Consider the following 17,075-nt stretch of genomic DNA (forward strand, 5'->3'; position numbering starts at 1 on the left):
ACGAAATGTAAGGTGGAGGGGATAGGGGATATTTCCATTATTTTAAACTGTTAAGTTATGTAGGATGAGATATAATAAGAGTGCACAACAAGTTTTAACCTTTTTCAAAACAGGCAGTAAAGCTCCTTCTTATAAGGAGCTTTCTTTATGAAAAGTGTTGATAATGATTCTCTTTAATGATAAACTGTATTCAAAAGTGATAATCATTATCAAAAAAAGGTTGGTGCGTAAGTATGGTATATGCATTAGTAGCAGGTACAGTCGCTGTATATGCAGTTATTGCGAAGTATGTTTTAAATGGAGTAGGAACAGCAAAATGAGTGATATGACATAAAATCCCTTTCATTTGTAAAAAGAATGAAAGGGATTTTTTATTTTTAATGAGAATATGCTGAAAATTTAGTATGATAGTAAAGTGAAACTGTAATCAATGGGTAGGTGTAACTCTCACTGGTTATGAGCTCGCAAATAGCGGGGAAAAGTATATACATCTTGGATAAAGGGGAACAAGGGGATGACAAACATAGTACAGACAAACGGTATGAAAAAACTTGTTTGTTTTTATGAAGAGTGGCAAAAACACGGCGATGCAGAGAATAGTTTAAAGTTGTTTGAGGTAATTCAAAAATATAAACAAGAACAGCTTATGATAGCGTTCTGCGGTCACTTCTCTGCAGGGAAATCAACGATGATGAATCATCTATATAAAGCGCAGTTGTTACCGACAAGTCCAATTCCGACAAGCGCTAACGTTGTCAAAATTGAAAAAGGAATGGATCGTGTTGTTGTAACGGTTAAATCTGGAGAGCAGTACGAATATGACGGTGCATATTCAGCAGAAGAATTAAAACAAATTTGTAAAGACGGCGATGAAGTAATTGGTGTTCATATTTATCGAAACGACGCGCCGATTCCTGAAGGGGTTATGTTAGTTGATACACCAGGGATCGATTCAACAGATGATGCCCATCAATTAGCGACAGAGTCGACACTTCATCTGGCAGATGTCATTTTTTATATGATGGATTATAATCACGTCCAATCGGAAGTGAATTTACAATTTGTTAAAGAATTGAAACAACGTAATAAAACGGTTTATCTCGTTGTAAATCAAATAGATAAACATAAAGAAAATGAATTATCGTTTGAGAATTATAAAGATAGTGTAAAACAATCATTCTCTAACTGGGATATTGAAGTAGATGGTGTTTATTATACGTCATTACGAATGATGAACCATCCACATAATGAAATTAGAAGCTTAGAAGCGTTAATTACTTCTATTATGAAAGAAAAAGAGCAGTATGTAAGGACTGGAATGGAGCGAGAAACAGAATATTTAATGGGGGAACATTTCTCGTTTATTGTTTCTGAAAATGAAAAAGCTCTCTTGAAATATGAGGAAGAGTTAGCATCACCACTTTCTATTTCAGAGGTAGTTGAAAAGAAGGAAGAGTTAACGGAAGCGAAAAATCGTGAGGCAAGTAAAGAATCTTATGTGAGAAATGAATTTATAAAAGGTTTACAAGCTATATTAGATAACGCATATTTAATGCCGTTTGAAATGAGAGAATTGGCAAATGCATATTTAGAAACGAAATTAACAAAATTTAAGGTCGGTTTGCTATTTGCGAAAGGAAAGACGGAGCAAGAAAAACAAAGACGTGTAGAGGCGTTTTATTCTGCCCTTCAAAAGACTGTTGAAACGCAGCTTGATTTTCATGTGAAGGAATTTATTGTAGCCTTCTTAAAAGAAGAAGGATTGTTCACGGAGGAAATTGGGAAAGACATATATGGGTTAGAAATTGCTTTCGGACCAGAAATGTTGGCTGAAGTAATTAAACAAGGCGCAGGTTTCACAGGTGATTACTTACTTCTTTATACAGCGGATGTAGCGAATGAACTGAAGAAACGTTATTTTATAAAAGCGCAGCAAATTTTTGATAAAAGTGCGGTCGTTTTAAAGCAAAAGGTGAGAGAAGCAGTTGCTCGTATTGAAGAAGAGATTGAAACATATACGATGCTGCAAACGGCGAAAGAAACACAATTACAATACAGTAACAATTTGGAGGCATATGAAGACTATTTACGAAATGTTTGGCACGATCATGTTGCTACGCCTGAAGGGCTGCAAATAGATGAGATATTGCAAAGGGAAAAGCAAATTGTTAGTGAGAAATTTACACTACAAGAGCAGGAAATCGTAAGCGATAACGTAGCGGTTCATGAAGAAGAGCTGAAAGGAACGGCGGCTTTAAATATTCAGCGGATATTAGAGAAAGTGAAAAAAGCTGAAACGATATTAGAGCCATTGCCAGCGCTGAAACATGTACAGCAAGAGGTAATAGAGAAAAGAAGACGTGTGGAAACAAAACAATTTACAGTAGCGTTATTCGGGGCATTTAGTGCTGGAAAATCATCATTTGCCAATGCCTTACTCGGTGAGAAAGTACTTCCTGTATCACCAAACCCGACGACGGCAACGATTAATCAAATTTTGCCGGTTACAGAGGAAAAACCACACGGAACAGTAATTGTTCAGTTTAAATCAAAGCAAGCGTTATTAGAAGATATGAAAGCTGTTTATAAGCTGTTTCATTATGAGATTGCTACGTTAGATGAAGCGTTAGCACAAATTGATAAAGTTATGAAATATCCTTCACCAACTGGGAAGCAAAAAACAACATTTAGCTTTTTACGAGCGGTACAAAAAGGATATGATGCAGTTTCTACTTATTTAGGAGAACAAGTACAAGTTACATTAGAAGAGTTCTCTGATTATGTAGCGAATGAAGAGAAATCATGCTTCGTTGAGTATATGGAACTTTATTATGATTGTGCTTTAACAAGGCAGGGAGTAGCGCTTGTAGACACACCTGGAGCGGATTCTATTAATGCTCGCCATACGGATGTTGCATTCCAGTATATTAAAAACGCAGATGCTATTTTATTTGTAACATATTATAATCATGTATTCTCTCGTGCTGACCGTGAATTTTTAATTCAGCTTGGTCGTGTAAAGGATACTTTTGCCCTTGATAAAATGTTCTTCTTAATTAATGCGGCGGATTTAGCAGAGTCTGAAGAAGAACTTGAAATGGTAAAAGGTTATATCGCAGATCAGCTGCTGCAATACGGTATTAGAAATCCGCGTTTATTTGCAATTTCAAGTTTATGTGCGCTTGAAGAGAAACAAGGAAAGAATGTTGAAAAAGAGAAGTATGGTATTTTACAAAACTCTGGGATTACGAAGTTTGAGGAATCATTTACGTCCTTTATGATGAGAGATTTAATGCTTGTTTCTGTGCATGCTCTATATGGTGCTTTGCAAGGGGCAGATCAGCTTTTAGTAAACATGATAAAGGGTGCAAAACAGGGGAATGAAGAGAAAGAGAAGCAAACGAAAAAATATGAAGCAGAGCGTGATCAACTACTTCATATCATTTCATCATATAGTGTACTTGCTGAAGAACAGGCGATGCAAAATGAAGTGAAAGAGTTGCTTTATTACGTGCAACAGCGTCTATTCCTACGCTATAACGATGTGTTTACTGAATTTATTAATCCGGCGTCACTTCGAACGGATGGAAATGTGAAAACACAATTGCAACAGTGTGTTATGGAATTAGTAGCATTTATTCAGCATGATTTATTGCAAGAAATGCGTGCGACATCATTACGCCTTGAAAAATGGATAGACGAAGCGATGAAGCGTGCAAAGGACGAAATTGTAGTGAACTGTAAAGTAGAAAATGAATCAATTTCTATGAATGGAATAGTGGAGTATGAATATAAAGATATTACACATAAAGAACCGTTCCCTTCAGTTGAAATAAAAGATTTCAAAAAAGCACTGGCACATTTTAAAAATGAGAAAAGCTTTTTTGAAAAGAATGACAAAGCTTTTATGCAAGAAGACGCTAAATCTGTATTAGAACCGTTCGTATCAAACTATGTAGCTGATGAAAAAGATTTATTTGTTCATCATTATAAGCAAGAGTGGGATATGAAGTGGAACTTATTCCAAAAAGTGATGCAGCAAGATGTGATGAACTATTATGAAAGTATATTGTTTGCATTGGCTGAAACGATCGATGTATCTCTATATGAACAAAGTAAAGAACAATTGCAAAAGCAGTTAGTAGAGATTGAAAAAGAAATTTATGTTATATAGTCGTTATGAGAAAAAGATTCGTTCAATTTTCTTTTGCAGTACAGTATCTAAAGATTTTACAAATCCAGCAAATTCATCGGTAGAAATCATATGAGTAAGAACGAGTCGTCTGCCATCTGGTGTTTCACCGCATAAGACGAATGAAGAAAATTCATATGTTTTGTTTTCAACTACTAATTTTGGATAGGAATACGTGTCGCTTTTCTTCTTCTTTCCATCAATAGAGATGACGTTGCATTTTTTCTCATTGTTGTCCATGGTGAATCCCTCCTTTCTATTACTTATGGTAGACAAGGAGGGTTTAGAACAATAGAGAAGGGGGAATTTTTTATGTCTGTTGTAATAGAACGTATTCCAAAAGAGGCTATACCGAAGTCTTTATTGCTACTTGCTGATCCAAGTGAACGGCAAATAGCTACATATGTACAAAGAGGATTAACATACGTAGCTAAGCAGGGGGGGAGTGTTATCGGTGTATATGTTCTTTTGGAAACAAGGCCAAAGACGATGGAAATCATGAATATTGCGGTTGCAGAGCATTTACAAGGAAAAGGGATTGGGAAGAAGCTATTAAGGCATGCTGTAGAAACTGCTAAAGGATATGGTATGTCAAAACTTGAAGTTGGTACAGGCAATTCTAGTGTTTCACAATTTGCTTTATATCAAAAATGTGGATTTCGTATTTTTTCTATTGATTTTGATTACTTTTCGAAGCATTATGAAGAAGAGATTATTGAAAATGGGATTGTATGTCGTGATATGATCCGGCTTGCAATGGAATTGAATAAAAACGTATAACTATTTAGGGGGAAGAGAAGATGGAAGTACATAAAGCAATTACAGCACATTCTCGTAAACAAAATGAAAGTGTAAAAGCATGTTTACAATTAGATGCACAGCGTGAAGCAGCTATTGAAGCTGCCGTATCTCTTGCGTCAAATGGGAAAGAATTTTCGGTTGATGTCATTAATGTTGTAACGAAGCAAATTAATGATCTTGCAAAAAATGGTGTTACCTTGCAGCGTAAATATGTTACAGAAGAAATGGTTATGGAGTATGTAAGTCGTTTGAAAGAGAAAGAAGGTCGTTAAAGATGATAGTTACAGTCGAATGGTTACGTGAGCATATAGAAGATGAGAATGTCCGTATAATCGATTGTCGTTTTGATTTAGCGAATCCTAATTGGGGTAGAGAAAAGTATGAAGAAGGACATATTCCTCATGCGTTATATTTTGATTTGAATTTAGATTTATCAAGTCCTATAGCAGAACATGGTGGCCGCCATCCTTTACCAAATATTGAGGAGTTTGCAGACAAGCTTTCGGAGGCTGGTATTGATGAGCATACGACAGTAATTGCGTATGACAGTCAAGCCGGTGCAAATGCTGCTCGTTTATGGTGGTTATGTAACTATGTAGGACATGAGAAAGTATATATATTAGATGGTGGTTTCCCGGCTTGGAAAGAGAATGGACTACCGACAACAGCGGAAATTCCTGTTGCTATACGAAAAACATTCAAAGCTAATATACAAGATCATATGCTTATAACGATGGAAACGGTCAGAGAGAATATCCGTGCAGGTGCGGATGTTACATTAATTGATTCAAGAGAGCCGAAACGTTATGCTGGTGTAGAGGAACTTGTCGATCATAAAGCAGGACATATTCCAACAGCGGTAAACCATTTCTGGAAGGATGGAATGTTGCAATCAGGACAATTTAAGAATGAAGCTGGGCAACAAGAACGATTCCAAAATCTGTCGAAAGATAAGGAAACAATTGTATATTGTGGTTCTGGTGTTACGGCATGTCCAAATATCGTTGCATTAAAATTGGCTGGATTCCAAAATGTAAAATTGTATGCAGGTAGCTGGAGTGATTGGATTTCTTATCCAGAAAATCAAATTGCAAAAGAAGAAGATTAATCACTTGCATGCAAAAATAATTTGTATTAAAATAAGGTCACAAGCAAGAGATTGCTCGAAAAACTTTGTATTTTACACATTAGAAACAATGTGATAATATAACGACAAGTAAATAATACATCCTGCGGTGTGCGTAACTTATTTATGTCTAAAACCGATGTTAGTTATACGGAAGCTCAATATTTAGCGACCATCATCAAGCCTTCCTTGTGGAGGAAGATGTACGGTAACTGTGAGGGCATCCACCTGCGAGTAGCGGGTTTTTGGACATTTACGAGGAGCGGCACGTGCGGGGGTCTTATTTCAACTAACCTTATATAAAATTCCTACGGTGTACGTAGCTTATGCATGTCTTAAACCAATAAGTTTAATATGGAAGTTCAATATTTAAATGTAGCTAACATGCCATCTTTTTAAGAAGGAAGTTACAAACATTTGTGAGAGCATCCACCTGTGAGAGCAGGTTTATGGACATCTAGAGAGAACGGCATATGTGGGGCTATATAAAAACCTTACGTTTTATACGTAAGGTTTTTTTGTTGCATAGATATATCAATATTATCTTGATTCACCTGTGAAGTTTCCGTAATAAATGTAGCACTTTCTGTCTTCATCAATCTCTCTTGAATCTAAGGAGAACTCCATAGACATGCCGTCTCGCTGAATATATATAATATCTGAATGAAGAGATGGTAAAATTTCTTCATAGTTCCATACATCTTGACTATCTACTATGTTTGAACTCGTTTCACTTAGTTCTCTAATTTCAAAACCGATGTAGGAGTATGTAGGGTCTGAAGGGTCATTTGCGAAAACTTCTTTTTGAATATAAATAACTGCTGTTCCGTCTGGATCAACCGAAGTTGCAGTAACAACATAAGTATTTTTCTCTTTAATAAAATATTCACAAGTCATGCGTGCGATAATTTCAGAATTAGAAATATTGGCGTAGTTCCATAAAGCAGGATACCCTTTCGTTTCATCATTAAGTCGATATTCTAAGCGCATTTAATCCCTCTTCTTCCTTTTTCTTCTACTTTATCATGCCATCCTATATAATAGGAATAGAATTTAAAAAGGGGAGTGCGAAGGTGACAAAAACGAAATGGCTAGTAGGTGGTGTCGTAACGTCTTTAATGACTGGCACTTTATTTGGTTGCGCACAAGATCTTCCCCCAAAACCAAATGATAATAGTTGTTCTGATTGGGATTGGGATGATGAACTTGGGGTATGGCAGTGTGATGATAGTAGTTCAGGTTATCGTGGGCATTATTTCTATGGTGGGCGATACTATCAAAATAAATCCACTTTTAAAAATTCATCGGCGTTTAAATCGTATCAATCGTCTGCTGAATTTAAAGGTGGAATTGGAAGCGGTTCAAAGGGAGGATTTGGGGGCTAAAATATGTCGCAATACATAAGGGATCGAAAAGAATTTTATTTAAAATATCCGGATTTTTGGTCGGATTTATATGAATGTGAGTATAGTTTGTTTCATGTTTTTTCTATAACAAATCAGACTTTGGACCAATTACACTTAGCGACTGAACGAATGGGGAAAATATTTTTTAAGACTGCTAGACTGCTGCGTAATTTAAGTGACGAACAGCTTCTAGATCTTGGCTTTCCATTCGCGAGTTTATCTTTCATTAGAATGAAAGGGCTCTATCCTGAATCTGTAATTTCGCGATTTGATTTTGCTGTAACAGAGGATAACAAAATCAAAATGCTTGAGTTTAATAGTGATACACCAACTTTTATTGTGGAATGTTTTCAAATGAATGGGAAAGTATGTGGAAATCTAGGCTATGATGATCCAAACTCGGATCAAGAACGATTGCTATCTTCTGGTGTAACGAAAGCAGTAATGGAAGCGACAAAGGGATTAGATAATCCAAATGTTGTTTTTGCAGCACATCATGAACATATCGAGGATTGGAATACCACTATGTATTTAAGTCAGCTATGCCATGTTGAAAATAAAGTAGTGCCAATGTCAGAACTTAGAATTACAAAGGATGCTCTAGTCGATAAAGATGGGGCGAAGATTGATGTTTTATATCGCCAAACATATCCGATAGAAGATTTAATTGAGGATCAAGATCCTGAAACAGGAGATTTGGTAGGTGTGGAACTGTTACAACTTGTAAAAGCCGGAAAGCTTTTTATAATAAATCCTTTGTCAGCATTTTTACTTCAACCAAAATCAATTCAGTGTCTTATTTGGGGGTTAGCAGAAGAAGAGGCCTTTTATACAAATGAGGAACAACAGTGGATTAAAGAATATATGTTACCTACATATTTAGAACCAGATTTATTTTTAGGAAAAGGTTCTTTCGTTCAAAAACCTTCATTTGGGAGAGAAGGAGATACAATTACGATTCGCGATAAAGACGAAAATATTATGCTTCAAAATGCACACCAAACATATAAAGCGTCACTGCCGATATTTCAAAAGTATATCGAACTGCCAGTCGTATCCTTGGAAACAGAAAAAGGGATCGAGAAACTGTCATATGTGTTTGGTTCGTTTTTAATTGCTGGAAAAGCGAGTAGTATCGGTATTCGTGCGGGAGAAAAGATTACAGGAAATGAATCGTACTATTTACCGGTAGGTATAAAAAGGAGGGGAAAAAATGATTAATTTTTTATTATATTTAGTAGTAACACTCGGCCTTTTATGTATAGGTCTGTTCTTGATGGAAGTGACAACGAAAGTAAAGGAATTTAAGTTAATGGCTCAAGGAAATAAGGCGGTAAGCTATGTGCTTGGAGGACGATTACTTGGGTTAGCTGTTGTTTTATATTCGACAGCAGCTAATTCAATTTCACTTCTTGATATGATTTCGTGGGGAGCAGTTGGGATTTTGGCTCAAATTATCGTCTTTTATTTAGCTGAGTGGCTTACACCACGCTTTAATATAAACAAAAGTCTCGAAGAAGATAATCAAGCAGTCGGTCTTTTTCTTATGTTTTTATCAATTTCAATTGGGATTGTAATTGCTGGTTGTATAACTTATTAAAAACTTTACGTTTAAACGTAAAGTTTTTTATTTTATCCCGTAAAAGCCCGATTGGTGAGGGCTAATAATCAGTGGGGGATGAACAAAACCTCCACTGATTAAAGTTACACTTTATATATGTTAGTTTGCCATACCTTTTGAAAAAATTGTAGGCTACGGTTGACATCTATTTTAAATAAGAGTAACATTTTCAATGTAATGAAAATAAGTCTCTGTTAGGTGAGGCTCCTGTATAGAGAAATGCTACTGCCCAAAAATGTCGAGAGACGCCAATGGGTCAACAGGAATGATCGAATTAAGGTTTTTCTTAACGTAGCTGGTAATGTACCTATGCTATACAGTGCTAAAACTCGGTGAGGGAGAGGTCCGTAGATTTCTAATTATATTAGAAATCGTTTATTTGTGTATGTAATGGCCGCTACTCTCTTAAGGGTAGGGGCCTTTTTTGTTACCAAGCTATGAGTAATTTCATAGTATAAACTATAAAATTAAACGAGGAGGTGAGGAGCATGTCAAATTCTGACTCGGTTCCGTTACCCATATACTTCAAATCAAAAATATATGATGTAGGCAGGAAACGATTTGTTCCTCCCTCTATATTTATCATAATGTAGCGTTTATAAAACGCGAGACACTTTCACAGTAAAGTGGATAAATTGAGAAACAAAGCGTTTCTTCCTATGTTGTAAAGGAGGAGACGATAATATGTTATATGCAAACAAAACTGTGGGTAACACGTCATATAAACTAAGTAAAAAATCAATAAAAGAACAAACAATGCTCCAAAAAAATAAAGATTTATTAATTGAAATTGCAACAAGAGATGTAAAATCTGTATTTGCATATTTTAAAACAACAAGAGACGGACTATCAATGAAAGAGGCGCAAAAACGTATTCAAGTATATGGCCGAAATGAACTAACTTCAAAAAGAGCACTTCTCGCAGAAGTAATGATGAAGCTTGGTGGCATGATTCCAGGTTTTTCAAAACAACGTGTGTGTGATGAATTACAACGTGAAACGATTACTGTATCTAGAGTAGAATGTTCTAGTAGTACAGGGCTAAATAGTGAACTGAAAATGATGGAGATACCAGTGCAAGAACTTGTACCTGGAGATATGATTTTTCTTTCGGCTGGAGATGCTGTGCCAGCTGATGTACGTATTATTTATGCAGATGATTTATTAGTGAATGAGTCTGTGTTAACGGGAAACGAAGCGAATATAGAGAAGTTTGAGAGCTGCTATCACCTTGAACGTAAACGATTTATTCCATTAAAACGGATGAAAGATTATAATCCACTTGAGCTTGAAAATGTATGTTTTAAAGGTTCGCATATCGTTAGTGGAAATGCAAAAGCTATCGTTGTTTCTACTGGAAAAAATACGTATTCAGGCATATTGCATACTTGTTGTAGTAGAACGTCTTAATGTGTTAATGGTGCTAAATATACAAAAACAATGTATAATAGACAAAGTTGAGCAAAAACGTAGAATGGTAATCTATTTATATAACCTTACGTGATAACGTGAGGTTATTATTTTTTTAATAGGAGAGGAATTATGAAAAAAGTATTATTAGTTGATGGTATGGCACTATTATTTCGTGCTTTTTACGCAACAAGTGTCTACGGACAATTTATGAAACGACAAGATGGAACCCCTACGAACGGGATTCATGGTTATATGAAACACTTGTTAACAGCTACGCAAGCGATCGAACCAACACATATCGTTACATGCTGGGATATGGGAAGTACGACATTTAGAACAGAATCGTTCTCGAATTATAAAGCAAATCGTGTAGCGCCACCAGAAGAATTAATTCCTCAATTTGATTTAGTGCAAGAAATGACTGCAAAATTATCCATTCCAGTTATCGGTATGAAAGGCTACGAAGCCGATGATTGTATCGGTACGCTTGCAAAACAATATTGCAATGAAGCTGAAGTTTATATTTTAACAGGTGATACGGATTTACTTCAACTTGTTGATAAGAGCGTTACAGTCATGCTTCTGCGTAAAGGAATTGGAAATTACGAATATTACACACCGGAGAAAATCATGGAAGAAAAAGGCGTAGAGCCGTGGCAAATCGTCCATGCAAAAGCTTTCATGGGAGATACAAGTGATAATTATCCAGGGGTAAAAGGTATCGGTGAAAAAACAGCGTATAAGCTTATTCAAGAGCACGGAACAGTATCCGCTGTACTAGAAAATGTAGAATCATTAACAAAAGCGCAGCGTACGAAGATTGAAAGTGATTTAGAGAACTTAAATATTTCGTTACAATTAGCACAAATTCACTGTGAAGTTCCAATTTCATGTTCACTAGAAGAAGGATTACACACAATGGATGAAGAAAAACTTAGATTTGTTTGTGAAGAAATGAATTGGGGAAGACCTGAAATATTAATAAATATGCTATAAATAGTTTGGGAAGAGGGATGTTGCATAAGTCGAACTTTGACTTGGTGACACCTTCTTTTTGTTTTTGTAAACAGTATGATAATAAATAAAATTATGTCGAACTCAATTTTAAATATATAAATATTTCGACAAGATATAATGATAAAAGTTGATGAAAATAATAACTTTTATCATGAAGTGAATTAATTTCAACATAGTTTTAGATAATCATTTTTTCGTGTTCACAAAGTTGTCAGAAAATAAACGAGATTTTCATATGAAGTTCAAATAGAATTCACAACAATCAATTATTATAAGAACACACAGATAATTCTTTATCTTTTATATAAACCATCCCCCAAGGAGGACAATGAAAATGAGAAAAAAAGTGAGAAAATCTTTTAAACAATTATTAATTGAAAATAAACAATCACTATTAAATAATAAAGAAAATATGAAAGAAATTGAAGAGAGAATTGAGAAACGACATGTAGCATATAGTGGTGCCAGTAATTAAATAAAATAAAAAAGATAGCCTATGTAGGCTATCTTTTTTATTTTATATTGAAAAAACGCTATTCAGCTCTTTAATTTTGTAAATATGCAAGATATTTTTATAGCGTTTTTCTATCAATATTACTCATTTTTCGAGGTTGAAATTGGTATATACCAATTTTTGAGATTTTCTATTCAAAATATTACAAAAAATGTTACAATACACTCAAATTTATACTATAAAATCATTTTAATATGAAAAATTGGAATGAAAAGAAAGGAGAGGAATATGAATAAAGATGTCGCTTTGAAATGATTATTATCATTTCATTAGGAGTTGATGTAAAAAGATGAAAAGATACGAAGAATTGGACTCTATAAGAGGGATTTCTTCATTAGTAGTAATGATTGGTCATCATTTAATGATTTTTTCAGCATTTCAAAATTACAGTTATGAAGATAATAAACCATTTGTTGTGTATCTATTAAAAGAAACGCCTGCTCGTCTAATTTTTAGTAGTGGTAACGAATCAGTTATTATCTTTTTTGTTTTGAGCGGATTTGTTTTGTATGAATCTATTCAAAAAAACTATAGTAGCTATGGGTCATACCTTTTAAAACGTATATGCAGAATATATATTCCTTATATTGTGGCAATAATTATAGCTATTGTATGCCAGATTACAATTAGTGAATATGGTATTTCTTATTTAAGTGAATGGTTTAATCGCTCGTGGACGATTGAAAGTTCTTCAAGCTTAATCGCACAACATATTTTATTGGTTGGGAAATATAATACAGATGCATATAACGGTGTGATTTGGTCACTTGTCCATGAAATGCGAATATCAATAATTTTCCCGTTAATTTTGATGATTTGCTTACGAAAAACGTTAAGGTGTTCATTACTATTATTGTTTAGTTTTAGTATATGTTCTGTCGTAATATTATTTTTGTTTCGCTCGGGCTTAACATTAACAAGCTATGCATTAACATTGCATTACACAGTACTGTTTTTACTAGGAGCACTAGTTGCGAAGTATAAAAATAATTTAATAGTTTTTTATAGTATTTGTACTAAAAACACAAAAATTGCATGGTTTTTATTTGCGATTTTACTTTTTATGTATGAAGGGCTTATAGGAGAAATTAAAGTGCTCAATAATTTTATATTTCGAGACTACGTAGTGGCGATAAGTGCATGTTTATTTGTCATATTAAGTTTGTCAATATCAACTTTGTCGTCCTTGCTACATAATAAATATTTGTTATATTTGGGGAAGATTTCTTACAGTCTTTATTTATACCATATTATATCGTTGTTTTCCCTTATATACATGCTCCATGAAATATTACCGTTGCCTATTATTTTAATTTTTTCACTTGTTTTTTCGTTTATACTTGCAATGCTTTCGTATGTATATGTAGAAAAATTTGCATTCGGAGTCGGAAAGTATGTAACAAAACAAGTGGATAGAAGAGAGAAAGGGTTATCTGTAAAGAGTGAATTGCAGGATGTTATTCAGAAAAGGGCGGTGAAATAATTGAAGCAAGAAATGAGTATAAAAGATTTTCAACAATTACTGAAAAGAAGATTCGTAACGATTATTTTAACGATGTGTTGTTTAACCGCTTCTTTAGTTCTTATCTCTATGTATGTTTTAAAGCCGTCATATCAATATTCAACGCAAATTCTTGTTGGGAATTTAGATGAGTTTAATAAGGAAAATTCAACAAATAAAACACAAGAAAATAAGCAACTAGTAACATCGTATGTTGATATTTTAAAAAGCCCATTAATTATTTCAACAGTCAAAAAAACTTTGGGATTAGAGCAATCAAGTTATGAATTAGCACAAAAAATCTCGGTTGTGAATACGGACAACTCACAAATTGTAACTGTTACAGTAAAAGATTCCAATCCGAAAATCGTGAAAGACATTGTAAAGACATTGGCAGAGCAATCACAAAAAAGCTTTCAACAGTACACAAATGTACAAGGGGTGAAAGTATTAACTGATCCTGAGTTACAGGAACAGGCTGAAAAATTGTTTCCGAAATTTCAACTGATCATTCCTATTTCTTTAATTGTTAGTTTTTTTGTTGGGATAGGTTTAGCTGTATTTCAAGATTATTTTGATGAACGTATATACACGGAACAAGATTTAGAGAAAATAACAACAGTCTCTGTTATTGGTCACATAAATATGGAACCAAATAGAAAAAAGAAACCTACAGAGGTTGATAAAAAATCATCTATATATCGAGGTGAACATGTCGATGTTTAGGACAAAGAAGCAGCTTCCATTCAATTTGCATGATGATCTGATGAAAGAGCAGTTTTATACGGTGTATCACGAGCTGAAAAAATCCGGAAAACAACTGTTCACAGTTAGTTCAACGAAGGACAGAGGTGTTGTTGCCTCGCTTATAGTAAATATGGGTCTAGTGTTTGCGGAAATGAAAAAAAAGGTGTTACTTATTGATGTGAATTTTTCTGACCCTAAACTACATGTATTATTACAAAGTGATCACATGATAACAGTAAACGATATAATAAGCTCTTCCTCCTGCAATTATGAATCTTTTTCTAGTAATTTGTCTAATTACTTATATTGTATTCCTGCAAAAAAAACAGTACATACAGGGACGCCTTTAGTTGCTATGGATGAATTTGATAATGCGATTGCTAAGTGGAAAGAAGATTTTGATTACATTTTCGTTTATTCTTCTGAAGTATTTGAACTTCCTGCTACGCACATTATTGCAGGGAAATGCGATGGAGTGGTTTTAGCAGTTAAAAAGCAAAAAGATTCATTACGTACAGTGCAAAAAGTAATAGCGGATATAAATAGGAAAGAATGTGAATTAATAGGTATAATTTTATATTCTTGAATGTGGGGGTAACGATCCATGATTCGTGAAACAAATCAAGCCAAGTTGTATACGATTCCGGCTCAAGAAAAGCCTAGCATATTGAATCGAAGTGTAAAACGCTTGTTTGATATTATATTTTCAATCATATTGTTACTATTAACAATACCAATTATGTTGTTCTTTTGTATTATGATTACCTTAGAAACATCAGGGGCTCCAATATACTTTCAAGAACGTTTAGGTATAAACGGGAAGAAGTTTAATGTATTTAAATTAAGGTCGATGGTAAAGGATGCTGAAATGAACGGACCACAATGGGCAAAAGAACATGATCAAAGAATTACAAAAGTTGGATTGTTTATAAGAAAAACGAGAATTGATGAATTACCACAGCTCTTAAACATTTTAAGAGGAGATATGTCTTTTGTAGGCCCTAGACCAGAGAGAGAGTTTTTTTATAATGAGTTTGATGCGTATATTCCAGAATTTAAGGAACGTTTAATAGTAAAACCAGGATTAACAGGATGGGCACAAATAAATGGAGGGTATAATCTTGATCCAAAGGAAAAGTTGAGGCTGGACATGGAGTATATTGAAATGAAAACATTTCGGATGGACATCCGTATTTTATGTAAAACCGTTTTAATTGTATTGAACGGTAATGGTGCAAGATAAATATATATGTAAACAAACAACATATGTAAGTAGGTTACTTGCAAAGGAGAACTTGTATGGGTAGATCTATTCTAAGCAATATTATCCATCTATTTTATAGTACGATTTTAGCTAACCTTCTTCAGGCCGTCAGTTTAATTGTTTTAGCAAACTTTTTTAACGCACAACATTATGGGATGTTTAGTGTTGCCATAGCAGTGACGTTTGTTATGTTATTTTTTACAGACTTAGGACTTAGTAATACGTTTCTTCGAGAAGGGGCAAAGGATGGAGCAGATTTAGAGAAGATTTTATCATCGTATATAAAAATAAGGATGATTCTACTTATTTTTATTTCTATCATCGGTTATATTGCTATTCATTATATGTATGCGGATAAAAATTTAATTTATATGATGATAAACGTAATGTTTTTCATGTTAATAGGATTAACTTGGCAAAACATAGGGATTGCCTATTTTCAACTGACGGAACGTATGAAGTATATAGCGCTCATAAAAGTTGTATCAGCATCAGTTGTCATTATAATTACATGTTTTTGTATTTTCGGAGAGTTACCGGTGTATGTAACAGCTCGCTTATATGCTTTTGGGTATATGATTGGTGGTTTATTCAGTATATATATCATGAGAAGAAAGACGAAAATGAATATGAAAGTCGTAATTCATAAAGCGTTATTTTGGCAATTAACTCCCTTTATTATTAGCGGTTTTTTAATAATGAGTACGCCACAATTAGCGCCTATCTTGCTTAACTATACATTGCCATTAAGTATGGTAGGTGTTTTTGCAGTGGCGTACCGGATGCCGGCAGCTTTATATCAAGTACCAGGGGTAATTGCAGGTGCATTTTTTCCGGTGCTCTTTAAGCATTATAACCAGAATAATATAGAAGAGCATACGAAATTAAATTTACTTCAAATTAAATCAATGGCGATTGTAGGAATATGTATGACGATCGGTTTATATCATTTAGCACCATACTTTATTTCTATATTTTTTCATGAAGAATGGAGGAATGCAGTAGAACCACTCCAAATATTATCATTTCTTATTGTGCTACAAAGTTTAAATATTGCCATTGCTGACGGTTTAACGACGAGTGGTTGTCAAAATAAGAGGACTGTTGTGCAGTGTGTAGCATTGGTGATAGGTGGGGTTATGCTTTATAGCTTTAGTAGTCTTGGTGGAGTGATAGGAGCGGCATACGCTATGGTTTTATTTGAAATAGTCGCTTTAGTGGGATATATAGCGGTAAGTGTAGTGAAGAAAAAAATTGTATTCCAAATTGTAATACCGTATACAATTTATTTTGGTGTAACCTTTATTGGAGTGCAATATATATTGCATACATATCATTTAATTGCGCTTGTTCTTAATATACTAATTGTAGTAGCTGCCATATTCCTATATGATTATGAGCTAAAAAAACTTCTTCTTTCTTTTATAAGAAAAATACGCAAAAAGGATTATATTACGAAACAGGGGATATAGC

Annotated in this window: 17 protein-coding genes, 2 other RNA genes and 1 riboswitch; of the genes, 17 read left to right on the forward strand and 2 right to left on the reverse strand. The window is 34.2% G+C overall.

Annotation, left to right across the window (positions count from 1 at the left end):
• The first annotated feature begins 514 nt into the window (after positions 1 to 514).
• Positions 515 to 4,174: a dynamin family protein gene (locus V7S45_RS07730; RefSeq protein WP_048538185.1), complete on the forward strand. Its 3,660-nt coding sequence runs from the start codon at positions 515 to 517 to the stop codon at positions 4,172 to 4,174.
• A gap of 3 nt (positions 4,175 to 4,177) precedes the next feature.
• Here V7S45_RS07730 and V7S45_RS07735 read toward each other — a convergent pair whose 3' ends face one another.
• Positions 4,178 to 4,432: a DUF3931 domain-containing protein gene (locus V7S45_RS07735; RefSeq protein WP_000369740.1), complete on the reverse strand. Its 255-nt coding sequence runs from the start codon at positions 4,430 to 4,432 to the stop codon at positions 4,178 to 4,180.
• 72 nt (positions 4,433 to 4,504) lie between these two features.
• Here V7S45_RS07735 and V7S45_RS07740 point away from each other — a divergent pair, with 72 nt between their 5' ends.
• The 5 genes from V7S45_RS07740 to ssrS (V7S45_RS07760) all read left to right on the forward strand — a co-directional run bounded on the left by V7S45_RS07740 (position 4,505) and on the right by ssrS (V7S45_RS07760) (position 6,605).
• Positions 4,505 to 4,972 (forward strand): GNAT family N-acetyltransferase, encoded by a 468-nt coding sequence (locus V7S45_RS07740; protein ID WP_006924352.1) that lies wholly within the window; start codon positions 4,505 to 4,507, stop codon positions 4,970 to 4,972.
• Between the two features lie 20 nt (positions 4,973 to 4,992).
• Positions 4,993 to 5,265, forward strand: a complete 273-nt coding sequence (locus V7S45_RS07745) for a YpbS family protein (protein ID WP_000451818.1) — start codon at positions 4,993 to 4,995, stop codon at positions 5,263 to 5,265.
• A 2-nt stretch (positions 5,266 to 5,267) separates the two neighbouring features.
• Positions 5,268 to 6,101, forward strand: a complete 834-nt coding sequence (locus tag V7S45_RS07750; RefSeq protein WP_342761716.1) for a sulfurtransferase — start codon at positions 5,268 to 5,270, stop codon at positions 6,099 to 6,101.
• Positions 6,102 to 6,217: 116 nt separating this feature from the next.
• Positions 6,218 to 6,400, forward strand: a non-coding RNA gene (gene ssrS, locus V7S45_RS07755) — 6S RNA.
• Between the two features lie 21 nt (positions 6,401 to 6,421).
• A non-coding RNA gene (gene ssrS, locus V7S45_RS07760) (6S RNA) lies at positions 6,422 to 6,605 on the forward strand.
• A 54-nt stretch (positions 6,606 to 6,659) separates the two neighbouring features.
• Here ssrS (V7S45_RS07760) and V7S45_RS07765 read toward each other — a convergent pair.
• A complete protein-coding gene (locus V7S45_RS07765) occupies positions 6,660 to 7,109 on the reverse strand; it encodes a hypothetical protein (RefSeq protein ID WP_001235523.1) in 450 nt (149 codons plus the stop codon).
• Positions 7,110 to 7,192: 83 nt separating this feature from the next.
• Here V7S45_RS07765 and V7S45_RS07770 point away from each other — a divergent pair, with 83 nt between their 5' ends.
• From V7S45_RS07770 to V7S45_RS07820, 11 genes are all read left to right on the forward strand, one after another.
• Complete coding sequence (locus V7S45_RS07770) at positions 7,193 to 7,504, forward strand: hypothetical protein (protein WP_000169030.1); 312 nt, start codon at positions 7,193 to 7,195, stop codon at positions 7,502 to 7,504.
• Positions 7,505 to 7,507: 3 nt separating this feature from the next.
• Positions 7,508 to 8,746, forward strand: coding sequence for a glutathionylspermidine synthase family protein (locus V7S45_RS07775; RefSeq protein WP_342761717.1), 1,239 nt, complete (start codon positions 7,508 to 7,510; stop codon positions 8,744 to 8,746).
• Entirely contained in the window at positions 8,739 to 9,125 is a 387-nt protein-coding gene (locus tag V7S45_RS07780; protein WP_000606868.1) for a DUF350 domain-containing protein, read from the forward strand. Before V7S45_RS07775 ends, V7S45_RS07780 begins: the two co-directional genes overlap by 8 nt.
• 204 nt (positions 9,126 to 9,329) lie before the next feature.
• Positions 9,330 to 9,493, forward strand: a riboswitch (M-box (ykoK) riboswitch).
• A gap of 337 nt (positions 9,494 to 9,830) precedes the next feature.
• Positions 9,831 to 10,556, forward strand: coding sequence for a cation-transporting P-type ATPase (locus V7S45_RS07785; RefSeq protein ID WP_000964949.1), 726 nt, complete (start codon positions 9,831 to 9,833; stop codon positions 10,554 to 10,556).
• A 132-nt stretch (positions 10,557 to 10,688) separates the two neighbouring features.
• On the forward strand, positions 10,689 to 11,555 hold the full coding sequence (locus tag V7S45_RS07790) for a 5'-3' exonuclease (RefSeq protein ID WP_342761718.1): 867 nt from the start codon (positions 10,689 to 10,691) through the stop codon (positions 11,553 to 11,555).
• A gap of 355 nt (positions 11,556 to 11,910) precedes the next feature.
• The gene (locus V7S45_RS07795; protein ID WP_001228048.1) at positions 11,911 to 12,051 is read left to right on the forward strand and encodes an FbpB family small basic protein; all 141 of its coding nucleotides are present in this window, start codon (positions 11,911 to 11,913) and stop codon (positions 12,049 to 12,051) included.
• Between the two features lie 328 nt (positions 12,052 to 12,379).
• Positions 12,380 to 13,573, forward strand: a complete 1,194-nt coding sequence (locus V7S45_RS07800; protein ID WP_342761719.1) for an acyltransferase — start codon at positions 12,380 to 12,382, stop codon at positions 13,571 to 13,573.
• Positions 13,574 to 14,317 carry a Wzz/FepE/Etk N-terminal domain-containing protein gene (locus V7S45_RS07805; protein ID WP_342761720.1) on the forward strand — a complete coding sequence of 248 codons (744 nt, stop codon included), beginning with the start codon at positions 13,574 to 13,576 and terminating at the stop codon, positions 14,315 to 14,317.
• Positions 14,304 to 14,924, forward strand: a complete 621-nt coding sequence (locus V7S45_RS07810; protein ID WP_002100874.1) for a CpsD/CapB family tyrosine-protein kinase — start codon at positions 14,304 to 14,306, stop codon at positions 14,922 to 14,924. The genes V7S45_RS07805 and V7S45_RS07810 overlap by 14 nt, the downstream gene beginning before the upstream one ends.
• Before the next feature lie 18 nt (positions 14,925 to 14,942).
• Positions 14,943 to 15,581: a sugar transferase gene (locus tag V7S45_RS07815; RefSeq protein WP_000617648.1), complete on the forward strand. Its 639-nt coding sequence runs from the start codon at positions 14,943 to 14,945 to the stop codon at positions 15,579 to 15,581.
• A 56-nt stretch (positions 15,582 to 15,637) separates the two neighbouring features.
• Positions 15,638 to 17,074: an oligosaccharide flippase family protein gene (locus V7S45_RS07820; RefSeq protein ID WP_000533741.1), complete on the forward strand. Its 1,437-nt coding sequence runs from the start codon at positions 15,638 to 15,640 to the stop codon at positions 17,072 to 17,074.
• Position 17,075: the final 1 nt, after the last annotated feature.

The organism is Bacillus sp. BR3(2024) (assembly GCF_039134555.1).
GTDB classification, from domain to species: Bacteria; Bacillota; Bacilli; order Bacillales; family Bacillaceae_G; genus Bacillus_A; species Bacillus_A cereus.